We start from the raw sequence: 13,847 nt of genomic DNA, 5'->3' as shown, positions 1-13,847 counted from the left end.
AGATGCTGATTCATTTACAGCATGCAGGATACGCAGCCCTCAACTTCGGTGCCTTCAAGAGCCATCTGACGCAGGCGAATGTAGTAAATAGTCTTGATACCCTTACGCCATGCGTAAATCTGGGCACGGTTAATATCACGGGTAGTCGCGGTATCGCGGAAGAAGAGAGTCAAGGACAGTCCCTGATCCACGTGCTGAGTTGCCACGGCATAGGTATCGATGATCTTCTCGTACCCAATTTCGTAGGAGTCTTGGAAGTATTCCAGGTTATCGTTCGTCATGAACGGTGCCGGGTAGTAGACACGCCCCAGCTTACCTTCCTTACGAATCTCAATCTTAGAAGCAATCGGGTGGATCGAAGAAGTCGAACCGTTGATGTACGAGATAGACCCGGTGGGCGGAACAGCCTGCAAGTTCTGGTTGTACATGCCGTATTGGGCTACATCGGCGGCAAGCTGAATCCAGTCTTCGCGGGTCGGAATATGATGCTTAGCAAACAGCTCACGCACCCGTTCAGTCTGCGGTTCCCATTCCTTCTCAATGTACTTGGCGAAGAACTCACCGTTAGCGTACTTTGAGTTCTCGAACCCTTCAAAGGTTACGCCGCGCTCCTTAGCGATCTCCATGGAGGCGCGAATAGCATGGTATGTCACCGTGTAGAAGTACATATTGGTGAAGTCCAGACCTTCTTCGGAGCCATAGTAAACGTGCTCACGCGCCAGGTACCCGTGCAGGTTCATCTGCCCCAGACCGACCGCGTGGCTCATATTGTTACCGCGTTCGATAGACGGCACAGAGCGAATATCGGATTGGTCAGAAACTGCGGTCAGCGAACGAATAGCGGTTTCGACAGTCTTCCCCAGGTCATCGCCGTCCATGGTCATTGCGATGTTGAGCGAACCAAGATTACACGAAATATCTTTCCCAATTTCGGCGTAGCTCAAATCGTCATGGTAAATCGACGGCTTTGAAACCTGCAGAATCTCTGAGCAAAGGTTAGACATGATGATCTTGCCTTCGATCGGGTTAGACCGGTTCACCGTATCCTCAAACATCACATAGGGATACCCGGACTCGAACTGCACCTCAGCAATAGTCTGGAAGAATTCGCGCGCGTTGATCTTGGTCTTGCGAATCCGCGAATCATCCACCATTTCGTAGTACTTCTCAGAAACGTTGATATCTGAGAAAGCTACTCCGTAGATACGTTCTACATCGTAGGGCGAGAACAGATACATATCTTCGTTACGCTTTGCCAGCTCGAAGGTAATATCAGGAATCACAACACCCAAAGACAGGGTCTTAATGCGTACCTTCTCGTCCGCGTTTTCACGCTTAGTATCTAAGAAAGCATAAATATCGGGGTGATGCGCGTGCAGGTAAACCGCGCCTGCACCCTGACGAGCGCCCAACTGATTTGCATATGAGAACGCATCCTCAAGGAGCTTCATCACAGGTATAACACCGGATGATTGGTTCTCAATCTTCTTGATGGGAGCCCCAGACTCACGTAGGTTCGTGAGGGCGAACGCGACACCACCTCCACGTTTTGAAAGCTGCAGGGCAGAGTTGATGGAACGGCCAATCGACTCCATATTGTCCTCAATACGCAGCAGGAAGCAGGAAACGAGCTCACCGCGCTGCTTCTTACCAGCGTTCAGGAAGGTCGGGGTTGCGGGCTGAAAACGACCGGAAATGATCTCATCTACGATCTCTTCTGCAAGTTTTCCATTGCCTTCAGCAAGAAGCAGAGCCACCATGCATACACGATCCTCGAAACGCTCCAGGTAACGCTGACCGTCGAAGGTCTTGAGCGCGTAGGAAGTGTAGAACTTGAAGGCGCCTAGGAAGGTGGGAAAACGGAACTTGGCAGCATAGGCACGTTTGAAAAGAGACTTCACAAAGTCAAAACTGTACCGGTCGAAGAGTTCCGGCTCGTAGTACTGATTCTCAATCAGGTACTCGATTTTTTCTTCGAGATCGTGGAAGAAAACCGTGTTGTTATTAACATGCTGAAGAAAATACTGACGTGCGGCTTGACGGTCGGCGTCAAATTGGATCATGCCGTTTTCATCGTAGAGATTCAGCAAAGCGTTCAGCTCGTGGTAACTCATACCTTTGAACTTGTCAGGTACCGCTTTGGAGCTGTGTCCGGCACCGAGAGTCTCTAGCGCTGAAGGCAGTTTTGCGTCCAAAATTCTTCCAATCCTTTGTTTACTTTTTCGACATCTGAGGAGGTTCCCATAAGCTCGAACTTGAAGAGCAAGGGAACATCGCATTTCTTCGCCACAATATCTGCTGCGATTCCGAAGAGAGATCCGAAGTTTGTATTTCCCGATCCGATAACACCGCGAAGCTGGCGACGGTTCTCTTCGTTGTTCAGGAATTTGACTACCTGCGGGGGAACATTGCCTGCACCTTCAGGCTTCCCGTATGTGGGTACGCACAGCACATAGGGTTCGTGCATAACGGGAGTCTCATCCTTAGTTCGCAGAGGAAGGCGCACGTTTCGTGCCTGTAGTTTCTCAACGAACTTATGAGTGTTGCCTGAAATTGAGGAGAAGTAGACAACGAGCGGCGAATCCTTACCCAACGAGCTTTGAGTCGCTCGGCCCTCAGCGGCATCACGTGTCTGAAGAATAATCTTCTGAATCTCAGCGTTCTCATGCGTAGGATTTTGTGCGAGGGGGGTGCTCATATTTCTCCTTACTCCACGATCGAATACCCACGGAAATTCTGTGGGTTGAGTCGTGCTTGACGCTGCCGCCTATGCTAATGCAAGCGCGTTAATCTTGTCAGGCTGGAATCCTGACCAATGCTCTTCACCGGCGATGACGACCGGTGCCTGCATGTATCCGAGGGACTTAACCATCTCTAGCGCCTGGGAATCTTCCGTAATGTCTACTTTGTCGTAGTTGATGCCTTTGGCGTCTAGCGCCCGGTAGGTCATGTTGCACTGAACGCACTGCGGTTTGGTGTACACGGTCACTACCATCGGTTTTCTCCTTGTCAGCCCCAAAGCGGAGCGTAATTGCGTGAATACTTTGTGTGCAAGGCAGAGGATTCTTGTGCTTGATGAGACTTCCTTTAGCTCTAGAAGACTGGAAGCATTTCGTCATCGGCCGCGCAAAGAATCGAGCCGGGTATTAATACTACATGTTGTGTCTGAAAATTTCTCTGGCACAAGATGCTGTGGTGAAGTGTGGATGTTTTGTTCGAGAAACCCACACGCGAGCACAAGGACATTCAGTTTATCCACACCTCAGGAGAGTGTAATTCCGCTAATTATTGCGGACAATACAGAGTTATCCACATATCGGCTCTGTGAGCGGAACGCGCATCGCTCTTTTAAACTGAAAATCTGTTCTGTTTTTTCAGGGCGAACAGGCCTTTGTGTGAGATTTCTGGCATTGTTTCCCTCTTGATTTTTAAGCTTTTATACCCATTCCTTGATTCTCTGCGGAACGAGGCTGAAAAACTCGACTGGAATCCACCTACATGCGTCGTGTTGGAAGTTTTTTTATGGCTTTTGAGAGTATGGCAAAGATGTGATTAAGAAATTTTTGAAACATTCAGATGATCGGCGTGTTGTTGGGTTTTTGTGAAAGAAATCGTCAAACCCATTAAAACCCACATCTCGTATGAGGTCAGTACAGTTCGCCTGTGGATAAGCGTAATGATCTACTGTCTCAATAGTTGATCTTCCCCTGCCAGCCCTCAAGATGAGGTCAGCTCTTCCCCACGCTACAGAGAACAGCCATACAGATGTATAACCTAATACGTGTTTAGAGAAGTCCTCGGTCACGAAGCAGTCGGCTCAATGTATGCCCGTCATTCGCCTCCATCCACAATGGAGAATTTGTCATTTTTTGCGCTCTCTGATCGCTCCAGACCCGCCCAGAGGCGAGAACGCTCTCCCCCACCGTGAGGTTACGAATCATAATAGCGGCGACGTTCTGCGGGTAGCGCACCGCAAATCCGTTGTATATATCCGGGTCACGCTGTCCGTCGTCGCCGATAAGAATCCACTGCATCTGGGGAAATTCTTGGGCAAGTCGTTTTAGAGAGTTCACTTTGTGTTGGGACCCCGACCTAAACCAGCGGTCAGGAGTTGGCCCCCAGTCTGTTAATAGGAAGGTTCCACGCGGGTAGCCATTGCGGGTCAGAAAGCGACGCAGTGTCGGTGTGATATTCCAAGCGCCAGTGGAAAGATACATAAAAGGTGCCTGAGGATGTGCTCGATGAATGCGATCCATGAGCACCGCCATGCCCGGGGTCGGAATGCGCGCGTGCTCATCCAGTACAAAAGAGTTCCACGCAGCGACAAGAGGACGCGGCAACATAGTCACCATAACGGTATCATCGACGTCTACGATAACCCCGATTTTCTGGGATTCCGGAACGATATAAACGTTAGTTTCAACGGCGCGGGAACCCGGTACATACATGATGACCTTATGCATTCCGGCCGGTAAGTCTAGGTCAAGGCGCACATCCAGCACTCCACCACGGTCGGTTTGTACCTCAAACGTATGCCCCGCAATAAGAATAGTCACATACACATCCGACATGGCAACGGTGGTAAAAGCCCGCCACCCGCGCGTCGGGTTATCGGTATCTTCGGTGCCTTCCACCACATGCAGGAGTTTTTCAAAGGCAGCCGTTTTATAGAGGGCACGCCCAAGAATACGCACCCACCCGGATTCAGTATCTGTGGCTACCCGTCCATATCCTTCAGAAGGCACCACAATAGGCTCACGCCCGTGAGCCACAGCTCGCTGTTCACGCCAACGATGCACGGCATCGCCCATACGATACCCTAGGTTAACGGCTTCACCTGCAACTTCGGTGACCACGCTGCGCAATTCTTGTGAGCCTAGATTCTCCATGCTTTCTAGTTTTCCATATCTTGCAAGAAAACACCCTATTTTCAAGTTCGACTTCTAAAGCGTCCTCATCAATTAGTTTCATAGCCGCTCAACCTTTTTCTCAGGGGGTATTCAAACGGGTTAAAGAGAAAAGGATCTCGGTTCCCCTCTACTGTGGAAACCGAGTCCTTCTCTTTCGTCGTTAGGGCTGCTACGGATTTAGTGTGTGCGATAGATCAGATACTCTCAGCCGATGAAGGAACAAGTATCAGTTCAGTGCTCACCACTTTCTAGTGATGCTCAGACTGCCCAGATTCTTCAGTATGCAGCTGGAATGGACCTGAGCTGAGTTTTACCTGGCAGTACGCCGAACCTTTACCTTCTGCCTGTTCTACGTGGTGCACAGGCTCTTCTTCACCGGTAACTTTGATACCGCATTTCACCACGTCATTAGGGTTATCCGCATAAACAGCCACCTGAATAACTTTGCCAGCCAACTCATGGTTATCAGCCGAAGTCAGCCGATAGTAGTTAGTTTTCGCTTCTAGGCTCTGTTCGGCAGAGTTGATTTCTTGACCGTCTTGAAAGATCCGAAGCTTTCCAGTTTGAGCCTTATAACCATTATGTTCACTGCCGTTTAGGACCTCGGCAGAGACGGTAATATCGCCGCGATTTCCATAGTCTGGAGCGGAATTCAGAGACAAACCGGGCACAACTTCTGCGGAGCACCCGGTGAGTAACGCAACCGAAGCGGCCGCAACGAGAGTAATTTTCTTGACCATATGTCCATGGTAACAGTAGGCTACAGGCGAAAACGCTAGATGATGCAAGGTTTCAGCATTGTATCCGTACTAGTTAAAATCTGACACTTTCGCAAAAGCGTCGATTGTCATCTCTTGAGCTAACCGCACGTTATCCTTAAGAGTATGCCGCACTCTCCTTCACGCCGTCTGCTTCTCGCTGGTTCTCTCGGTGCATTAGCACCGATTATTTTTGCCTCCACGCCCAAGACTATTAATGCGACTACTAGCGATTTTTCCTCTACCGCTCACGAAACACAGGATAATGTTCCTGAGTCGCTCACGTTCTCTCCCGCAGCGCCGCCAAAGCCGAATGAAGGTTTCAACGTAGCAACTATTGCGAAACAGCCGTGGTCTGCCCCTATGACCCGCCTGCCGGGTGAAGGACGTTATATCGCGTGGACCGTTGACGATGGAGTCAGCCCAGAAACAATTCGAGCCTACGCAGAATTTGCTGCGCGTACCGGTGTGCGCCTAACCTTCTTTGTCAATATGACCTATGTGGGGTTCACTCAAAATGTTGATGTGCTCAAGCCGCTAGTGCAAACCGGACAGCTTCAAATTGCAAACCACACCTTTAGTCACCCCGATTTAAAAACTCTCAAAGATGATCAGATTAAGCACGAACTAGAGAAGAACGAGGCTGAGATTCAAAGAGTTTTTGGGGTCTCGGCAAAGCCTTATTTTCGTCCCCCCTACGGCAGCTATGATGCGCGAGTGCTCAAAGTAGCCGCTAGCGTAGGATACACGCGCCCGGTGCTGTGGGAAGGAACTCTCGGAGATGAGGCCAAAACCTCAGCGCGTGTTATCTATATGCGATCGCTCAAATACGTTCTGCCGCAACGAATCCTGTTAGGGCATCTGAATTTCACGACCATTATTCCGCTTCTTGATCGTCTTGCTGGGCTAGTCGCCGAGCGTAAGCTCATCACGGTCACACTCAACGACTATTTTGAGGGGCTAACCGAGGAAGAACGTAAGGCCTCCGAACCAAAACCCGAAGATAAGAAGGACGAAAAGAAAGAAGAACCAGCTTCCCCAGCTCCGGCCGCGGGATCTGGTCTTGGCACCACCGGAAATTAGAAACATACAGGATTTTAAGAAATATGTGCATCTTTGACCCTAGGTACAGCAAACAGTTAAAGAGGCACATGTTTTGATCTAGCATCATTTGCTTTGGTTGCCATAGGAACAGCCATGCCCACCGAATCCGCAGGTTGTTCCTTCCGCTCTCCCCTTGGAGGCATTAGAGCTTTGAAGCCGTGTTCGGTCGTACAGGACTTATAATTTAGGACTTGTGAGTTTCAGCCCAAACCCGGTTGAGTCCTTCCAAAATCGCTGCGGGCGGTTGAGCCCCATTAATAACCCACTGCGCCTCGATCAAAAAGAAGGGAACACTCGTAATACCCAATTCCTGTGCAAAACGTTCGTCAGCGCGCACATCCTCAGCATAGTGGTCGCCAGCGAGTATTTCATCAACCTGACGTGAATCGAGACCGATTTCAGCGGCAATCTTCCGAATGGACTCGTGTTTTTCGATAGAGCGTCCCTGCGTAAAATATGCTTTTTTGAAAGCCTCTTGAGCTTCTGCGGCTTTTCCCTGTGCAGTTGCGTGATGAATAATACGGTGAGCATCAAAACTATTGCCGTACTTTGCGTTGCGCCAGTTAAAGTCCAAGCCTACTTCTTGGGCGCGCTCTGCTATTCCTTCTTGGGTAGCGATAGATTCCTCTAGGTTGAGAGAATATTTCTCGGCAATACGTTCAGCAAGCGGCAAAGCATTATCTTCCCGGGCATTTTGGTCGAGCTCAAAGCTATGCCAACGAACCTCTACCTCATCACGGTGCTCAAATTGGGCGAGAGCTATTTCAAAATTCCTCTTACCTAAATAGCAGAAAGGACAAACAATATCTGACCAAATATCTACACGCATCATGCACCTTTCAAGAGACTAACAATTACGCCGGTAAAACTCGCACAGCACTAATTTATCCCAGCGTACGTTCTACCCGTAATAGTCACGCAAGGTTACGGGGGTAAGATTCCGTTCGTCCAAAAGCATTTTGATCTTATCGAGCACTTCAATAACTCCGGGGTAGTTCAAATGGCCAATGAGAATAGTCTGCGAGTTCGCATATTTTTCGGAATATGCGTATATTTCTTCGGCAGGTATGGGTGAAGAATCAGCTAAAGACCCGTACCAGAGAACCGCCCTGTCGAATCCTGCACCTGCCGCAGCCTCAAGCACACGAGAATCATAGTATCCGTATGGTGGGCGGTAATACGGTTTAGAAGACACGCCGAAAAGCCGCTGTATCTCTTCGTCATTTTTTGTTAATTCTTCGGCAATTCCTGCATCATCTAGCGTAGTCAACGCCGCATGCGACCACGTATGATTGCCGATTTGAATCTGCCCTGATTCTACCAACGGTTTAAGAACGTCTAGGTTCGGTTCAAAAGCGTTATATGACCCGTTGATAAAGAAGGTAAGCCGGGTTCCCGTTCGGGCGGCAAAATCTGCATAGGCGCGCACAACATCAGGGCTTTTCCCGTCATCAACGGTCCAAGCAATATAGTTCCCTGCACCTTCCAAAGCGGTTTGCGGTTCATCCCACGGGTGCGCCACCTCTATGGGATTTATCGACTCCGGCAAGGCCGCTGTCTGCTGGTCAGCTTCTTCTGAGGAATCTAATGCTGGCGCCGAAGATGCAGAGGACGAATCTACCCATGATGCTGATTCCTCAATGCCTGCGACTTTTTCATCTCGTGTTACGGCATAAGGAACGCCTGCACCCAAAAGCGGGGTGAGCATACCTAAAACAGCCGCTCGGCGAGGTATACGGGTGAAACGATCCGCCGAATTACGATGTGGGGTTTCGTTGCTTGGATTCTGGTGTTTATATGGGTACATATACTTCTACCCTATCGTGCTCTTGTGCAGAGGCATAGTGCTTTTGCATAACTTATAAAGTTGGGTGGGAACGTTCCCACCCAACTTTATATAACGTAGCTATTAGGATTTATTTCTTTTTAGGTTCGCAAGCGATACCATCACCATCTGAATCAAGATGAGTTCCATACCCCGGCTGTCCGCGGTATAAAGGCGCAGCCCCTGCTGCCCGTGCAGCAGCACAATTTTTGTAATAGACACCACCGCCGTTATTTACAGGCGCAGGCTGTTCTGGAACCGGGGCAATATGCCGCTGCTGCGCCGAAGTCTGCGCAGGCACAGGAGCAACAGGTTGCTGCTGCACGGGATCCTGTTGCTGTTGAACCGGAGAAGGTTGTTGAGCTGCCTCGGGCTGAGGGGCAGAAGTAGAGGCGTCATCAAGAGGTACCTCGACAACATCCTCATGCTGTTCAGCGTCAGCAGTGGCAGCTGGTTCTGGCGTTACTTCAGAAATAGTGGGAGAGGTAGTTGGAGTAGGGGTTGGTGACGGAGTTATGGAAGCCGTAGGGCTTGCAAAGGCGCTCGTAGAGGCCGTCGCAGAGATTGATGGGGATGAAGAAGGGGTTTGTTCTTTGCGGGCATTATTGCCGGAGCATCCGGTAAACAACACGGCACCAATAAGCGCCACCGCGACAATGTGGTTTCTCATATACATTTGTTCCTCATGAATGAGTGGTGAATAAATCCTCATGGAGAGCTACCATAGCTCTCTGTACTAGTTTAGCCTAAACTTATGGTCTCTAATTACTCCGTGTTTTTATATTTGAGAAATTCCCAATGGAGTCGTATCTTGACATATGTTTCTTAGAACAGGTTCATCATTATGAAGTTTTTATCTCTGAGTTATAACGAATGTCTTCTTCAGAAGATCTTCGGTTTTTCCCTAGAAGCCTCACAAAATTCAGCATAATATTCTTGCTATCGAAGGTTTTCGAGAAAATTATCGAGCTCGGCAGGAGCACAGAACCGGTATATATGGGCTTGTACTTCTGGATGCGCGCATGCCGCCATAATACGCGGCAAGCTATCGCGCCTATAGCGCAGAATCCATTTCCAAAATTCTAGGTTCTCCGGGGAGCGCCGTAGCGCACGCATACCGCATACGCGAGCGCTAAAGTCTAAGAGAATAACCGTATCTGCGGCCTTGAGCCGTTCTAATAGTTTGGTGTCATATACGCCTAAATCACCGTCTATAATCCACTCAGGTTCAGAGATGATCTGCTGATGAATAATATTCCACTGATCTACTGGAGTAGGCGTAAGGTCTTCATCCCAGAAATACTGGTCTAGCTCGAAAACAGGTAGTTTATAGCGGGTAGCAAGATAGGAAGCCAGGGTACTTTTGCCGGCACCACCGCGGCCTAAAATAGCAATACGTTTCATCATGACACCTTATAAATTCTCAAAGACTAGTAGTATTCGAGTTCGTCAATGCTGCCCAATACGGCAACATCCATAGTTCTCAGGGCCTCAAGATTTGTAATAGTGTCATCTTGATCAATCAGATATACAGTGTATCCCTCGTGTCTCATTCTTCTCATAATTTCTAGAAGCATATGCTGGGCGACCTCATCCACAGAATAAACTCGGGTAACATCAAGCGCTATTCGTGTTCCCATGTAGTGTGTATCAACAATTTCACGGATAACTCGCTCTGCACCGGCAAATCTAATTCTGCCCTGCAGTTGAATTACCTGGGTTATTTTCTCACCGGAGCCTATTCGGTAGTTAGCTCGTATTGCGGACCGAGCAACAGTGGGTATGTTCATAACGTGCATGCCCATATCTGAGGAGAATCGTTCGAAGAGAGATACACCGCGCACGCTGTTGCCGTGTACATCTAGGCGTGGTGAAAATGTTGCTAGTCCCAGCTGGCCCGGTACGGCGCCAATAATTCCCCCGCCTACCCCACTTTTAGCGGGAATTCCGACCTGCGTTGCCCAGTCCCCTGCAGCGTTGTACATACCGCAGGTGAACATAACACTCAGTACCTGGCGCACCACTGTCTTAGGTACTACCTGTTCCCCGGTAACGGGTTGAATTCCGTAGTTTGCCAGAGTTGCCGCCATCATCGCCAAATCCTGCACGGTTACCAGCAAAGAGCATTGACGGGTATAGCCTTCGACTACACCGGTGGGGTTCTCCGTGAGAATGTCGTGACTGCGAAGCATATGAGCGATCGCTAGATTACGATGCGCGTGCTCGATTTCAGATGAGTACACCGCTTCATCAACGTCAAGGGAACGGCCAGCGAAGGCAGAGAGCCCAGAAATCACACGTTCCATACGCTCTGCCCGATTCATTGTTTCTGTACCGACTAAAGAATGCGTGGTAATTGCGCCGGCGTTAATCATGGGGTTTAGCGGACGACCAGAGCTGTCTTCAAGGGAGATCTCGTTGAAGGGTTCCCCGGACGGTTCAACTCCAACTTTGTCTAAGACTTTCTCAAACCCGCGATCAGCAAGGGCTAAAGCATACACGAAAGGCTTTGAGATGGATTGAATGGTAAATAGCGAATCAGTATCGCCGGAAGCATAGAGTTCCCCATCGACCATAGCTATAGAGGCGCCAAGACGTTCAGGATCAACCTCGGCAAGTTCAGGAATATAATTCGCAAGCACACCCGTTCTATCGGCCGCAACGCTTTGGAGAACTTCGTCAAGGTAGCTCGGTATCGGTGAATGCATGAGTTTCCTCCTGAAGGACAATATTTTCCTAATACACGGCGTGAGGTTCTTGGGCGTAGAAACTTCATGCGTCTTCGCTGTGGCAAGATTCCGCCTATGTCCCAGCTTCTTGAAGTTTAGCTTTTACGCCTTAAATACTCCAAATATGGCTTAACTATTCCATCTGTTCGTAGGTGTATTCTCCTTTCCTCTTCCCAGTGGCTAGGGCAAATTCTGCTTTCAGGTAGTTTTTCGTGTCCTGCAGGTCTTTAGCACGACCGTATATTGTAGCTTTGACATTGATACGAAAATTACGAAAGGAGAATCATGTCCACATTGATTACTGGTGCGTCTTCGGGGATCGGTGAGGAGTTCGCACACCGTTATGCCGCTCAGAAACACGACCTCGTCTTAGTCGCGCGAACCGAAAGTAAACTCCAGGCTCTAGCCGAAAAGCTGCGCGCCGAGCACGGTATTACAGTAACGGTAATTCCTTGTGACCTTACCGCGCCGGATGCGGCTGAGCGACTCTGGGAAGAAACGAACCGTGCCGGGTTAGAGATTGATGTACTCGTCAATAACGCAGGGTTTGGAACCTCCGGTGATGTCGCTGATGAGAGCCCTGAGCGTCTGGAACAAGAAGTACGCCTTAACTGCCTCACGTTAACAGGTCTGACGGCTCGGTATCTGCCCGCCATGCGTGAACGCAAAAACGGAACCATCATCAACATTGCTTCGACTGCTGCCTTTCAGCCACTGCCCCATATGGCGGTGTACGGCGCAACCAAGGCATTCGTACTTTCCTTTACTGAAGCGCTCTGGTCCGAAACCCGAAAAGACGGCATCCGCGTACTTGCGGTCTGTCCCGGCCCCACCGATACCTCATTCTTTGAAATCGCCGGTGAATCTGCAGCAGTCGGAAAAATGCGCTCTGTCCATCAGCTGCTAGACAACACGTTGCGTACTCTAAAAACCACGAAACCCAGTTTTGTGGATGGAGTGGGGAACGCCATTGTGGCGCGATTTGTAACCCGTGTGGTGCCTAAGCGCTTCGTCATGACAATAGTCGATCGTGCGCTCCAACAGAGGAGCTCTCAATAGGATGCATACCCTTCTCTTCCCTGGATGAAGGAGCATATTCTTTAAACTCTTTTTAGAATCTTAGCTAGGTTTTTAAATGTATTGTTCGGGGTAATCGCCATACCCCTCTTATCTCTTCGCACTATTATTTCGTGTAAGGGACAAATACTATTACGCGCCAAAGGTACATTCATGTGAAAGCACCATGTACTGTTAGAAAAATAATAAAATACCGCCCAGTCCTTTCGGACCAGACGGTAAACAGTGGAGATAAGGGGACTCGAACCCCTGACCCCCTGCATGCCATGCAGGTGCGCTACCAGCTGCGCCATATCCCCTCATATAGTTTTGCGTTGCCTTAGCAACAGAAAACATAATACACATCTTTCTGCCAGGCATGCAAGTTCTCGCACTGGTACAGACATAAAATACGGGGGCACCGCCGAAGATACCAAATTCTAGTATGCCTCAGCGGTGCCCCACATGATGCAACAAAATTGTTACTCGTCAGCAGGAACGACCCGAGATGCTTCCTCTTCGCTTTCGCCTTCTAGATCAAACGGAACTTCATGGGTAACACCTAGTTCAATACGCGGAGCCTGCGCCCACAAACGATCCAGAGCATAGAACTCGCGATCTTCTTCATGCTGAACATGCACTACGATGTCCCCAAAATCTAGGAGAATCCAACGACCAGATGCACGTCCTTCTCGGCGTACAGGCTTCAAATCAGCCTGTTCTCGAAGCGCATCCTCAATTTCATCAGCAACCGCATTGACGAGGCGCTCATTATGTGCCGAAACTACCAAGAAACCGTCAATCAGCCCCATAGCGTCAGAAGCATCCACCGCAAAAAGCTGGGTTCCTTGTTTTTCTTCCGCCGCTCGGGCGGCAATGCGCAGAGCCTCACAAGAGGACTGTGCAGCAGTCATTTTTTCCTTTCTTGCCGTCAGATTTCTCTGACGGACAGGCGCCAAAGCAAGCAAATGCTTATGCCAATCGTTACCTTTGATTGGAGATAAACATATACACACCCAGAATAGCTAGGATAATGCACCCGATAATTACAATCCAGGACAGCAGGGACAAGGACTTATTTTCGCTTGTCTCAATGGATTCGTACTTTGACACTGTTTCATCCGTATTCGTTGCAGGAACCTGTTTCATACTTGCAGTATTTCCAAGCCTACGAGGAGACTTAGCAGCGTTAACCTTCGCAATTGAGGAGGTCATCGCCTTTTCTGTACGTGCAGACACACGCTGTGCGAGTTCAGTTGCTTGGTCTGATGTCAGGTTCTTGCCATCGTTTAGAGCTTTATCAAAGCCTGGCTTATTCTTCGAAGGTGCAACAGGCTTTGCATCCTTATTCTGAGGCGATGGCTTAACAGCAGAGGTAGAACCCGTTGCCGGAGATTTAGCGGGTGTAGAATCAGACTTCTTCACCTGCGAGAGCGAACCTGTACGGGTGTTCACCTTCGGGGTG

At 49.4% G+C, this 13,847-nt stretch carries 13 protein-coding genes, 1 tRNA gene and 1 pseudogene; 2 read left to right on the top strand and 13 right to left on the bottom strand.

The window, feature by feature from the left end:
* Positions 1 to 14: 14 nt before the first annotated feature.
* From nrdE to HMPREF2609_RS03040, 5 genes are all read right to left on the bottom strand, one after another.
* Positions 15 to 2,195 (bottom strand): class 1b ribonucleoside-diphosphate reductase subunit alpha, encoded by a 2,181-nt coding sequence (nrdE, locus tag HMPREF2609_RS03060; RefSeq protein WP_083296681.1) that lies wholly within the window; start codon positions 2,193 to 2,195, stop codon positions 15 to 17.
* Positions 2,168 to 2,698 (bottom strand): class Ib ribonucleoside-diphosphate reductase assembly flavoprotein NrdI, encoded by a 531-nt coding sequence (nrdI, locus tag HMPREF2609_RS03055; RefSeq protein WP_004004798.1) that lies wholly within the window; start codon positions 2,696 to 2,698, stop codon positions 2,168 to 2,170. Before nrdI ends, nrdE begins: the two co-directional genes overlap by 28 nt.
* A 69-nt stretch (positions 2,699 to 2,767) precedes the next feature.
* On the bottom strand, positions 2,768 to 2,995 hold the full coding sequence (nrdH, locus tag HMPREF2609_RS03050; RefSeq protein WP_070534985.1) for a glutaredoxin-like protein NrdH: 228 nt from the start codon (positions 2,993 to 2,995) through the stop codon (positions 2,768 to 2,770).
* A 790-nt stretch (positions 2,996 to 3,785) separates the two neighbouring features.
* Complete coding sequence (locus HMPREF2609_RS03045) at positions 3,786 to 4,889, bottom strand: App1 family protein (protein ID WP_070534983.1); 1,104 nt, start codon at positions 4,887 to 4,889, stop codon at positions 3,786 to 3,788.
* A 269-nt stretch (positions 4,890 to 5,158) separates the two neighbouring features.
* Positions 5,159 to 5,650 (bottom strand): hypothetical protein, encoded by a 492-nt coding sequence (locus tag HMPREF2609_RS03040; RefSeq protein ID WP_070534981.1) that lies wholly within the window; start codon positions 5,648 to 5,650, stop codon positions 5,159 to 5,161.
* A gap of 144 nt (positions 5,651 to 5,794) precedes the next feature.
* On the opposite strand from HMPREF2609_RS03040, the gene HMPREF2609_RS03035 reads away from it, so the two are divergent.
* On the top strand, positions 5,795 to 6,751 hold the full coding sequence (locus HMPREF2609_RS03035; protein ID WP_070534979.1) for a polysaccharide deacetylase family protein: 957 nt from the start codon (positions 5,795 to 5,797) through the stop codon (positions 6,749 to 6,751).
* A 205-nt stretch (positions 6,752 to 6,956) separates the two neighbouring features.
* Here the strand turns inward: HMPREF2609_RS03035 and HMPREF2609_RS03030 are convergent, their stop codons facing one another.
* The 5 genes from HMPREF2609_RS03030 to HMPREF2609_RS03010 all read right to left on the bottom strand — a co-directional run bounded on the left by HMPREF2609_RS03030 (position 6,957) and on the right by HMPREF2609_RS03010 (position 11,305).
* Entirely contained in the window at positions 6,957 to 7,604 is a 648-nt protein-coding gene (locus HMPREF2609_RS03030; protein WP_083296680.1) for a DsbA family oxidoreductase, read from the bottom strand.
* A gap of 69 nt (positions 7,605 to 7,673) precedes the next feature.
* Positions 7,674 to 8,579 carry a polysaccharide deacetylase family protein gene (locus HMPREF2609_RS03025; protein ID WP_070534975.1) on the bottom strand — a complete coding sequence of 302 codons (906 nt, stop codon included), beginning with the start codon at positions 8,577 to 8,579 and terminating at the stop codon, positions 7,674 to 7,676.
* Between the two features lie 109 nt (positions 8,580 to 8,688).
* Positions 8,689 to 9,267, bottom strand: coding sequence for an excalibur calcium-binding domain-containing protein (locus tag HMPREF2609_RS03020; protein ID WP_070535202.1), 579 nt, complete (start codon positions 9,265 to 9,267; stop codon positions 8,689 to 8,691).
* Positions 9,268 to 9,536: 269 nt separating this feature from the next.
* A complete protein-coding gene (locus HMPREF2609_RS03015; protein ID WP_048779242.1) occupies positions 9,537 to 10,004 on the bottom strand; it encodes a P-loop NTPase family protein in 468 nt (155 codons plus the stop codon).
* 23 nt (positions 10,005 to 10,027) lie between these two features.
* Positions 10,028 to 11,305 (bottom strand): glutaminase, encoded by a 1,278-nt coding sequence (locus tag HMPREF2609_RS03010; RefSeq protein WP_048779241.1) that lies wholly within the window; start codon positions 11,303 to 11,305, stop codon positions 10,028 to 10,030.
* Between the two features lie 306 nt (positions 11,306 to 11,611).
* Between HMPREF2609_RS03010 and HMPREF2609_RS03005 the strand changes: the two genes are divergently transcribed.
* A complete protein-coding gene (locus tag HMPREF2609_RS03005) occupies positions 11,612 to 12,385 on the top strand; it encodes an SDR family NAD(P)-dependent oxidoreductase (protein ID WP_070534973.1) in 774 nt (257 codons plus the stop codon).
* Between the two features lie 244 nt (positions 12,386 to 12,629).
* Here the strand turns inward: HMPREF2609_RS03005 and HMPREF2609_RS03000 are convergent.
* The 3 genes and pseudogenes from HMPREF2609_RS03000 to HMPREF2609_RS02990 all read right to left on the bottom strand — a co-directional run.
* Positions 12,630 to 12,702 (bottom strand) — tRNA-Ala (locus tag HMPREF2609_RS03000).
* Positions 12,703 to 12,864: 162 nt separating this feature from the next.
* On the bottom strand, positions 12,865 to 13,296 hold the full coding sequence (gene rsfS / locus HMPREF2609_RS02995; protein WP_070534971.1) for a ribosome silencing factor: 432 nt from the start codon (positions 13,294 to 13,296) through the stop codon (positions 12,865 to 12,867).
* Positions 13,297 to 13,366: 70 nt separating this feature from the next.
* Positions 13,367 to 13,847, bottom strand: a pseudogene (locus tag HMPREF2609_RS02990) (hypothetical protein); the annotation flags it as partial.

Origin of the sequence: Rothia sp. HMSC058E10 (assembly GCF_001809415.1) — a bacterium.
Lineage (GTDB): Bacteria > Actinomycetota > Actinomycetes > Actinomycetales > Micrococcaceae > Rothia > Rothia dentocariosa.
Note: the sequence above shows the minus strand (reverse complement) of the source record. Positions and strands in the feature narration are given on the sequence as shown.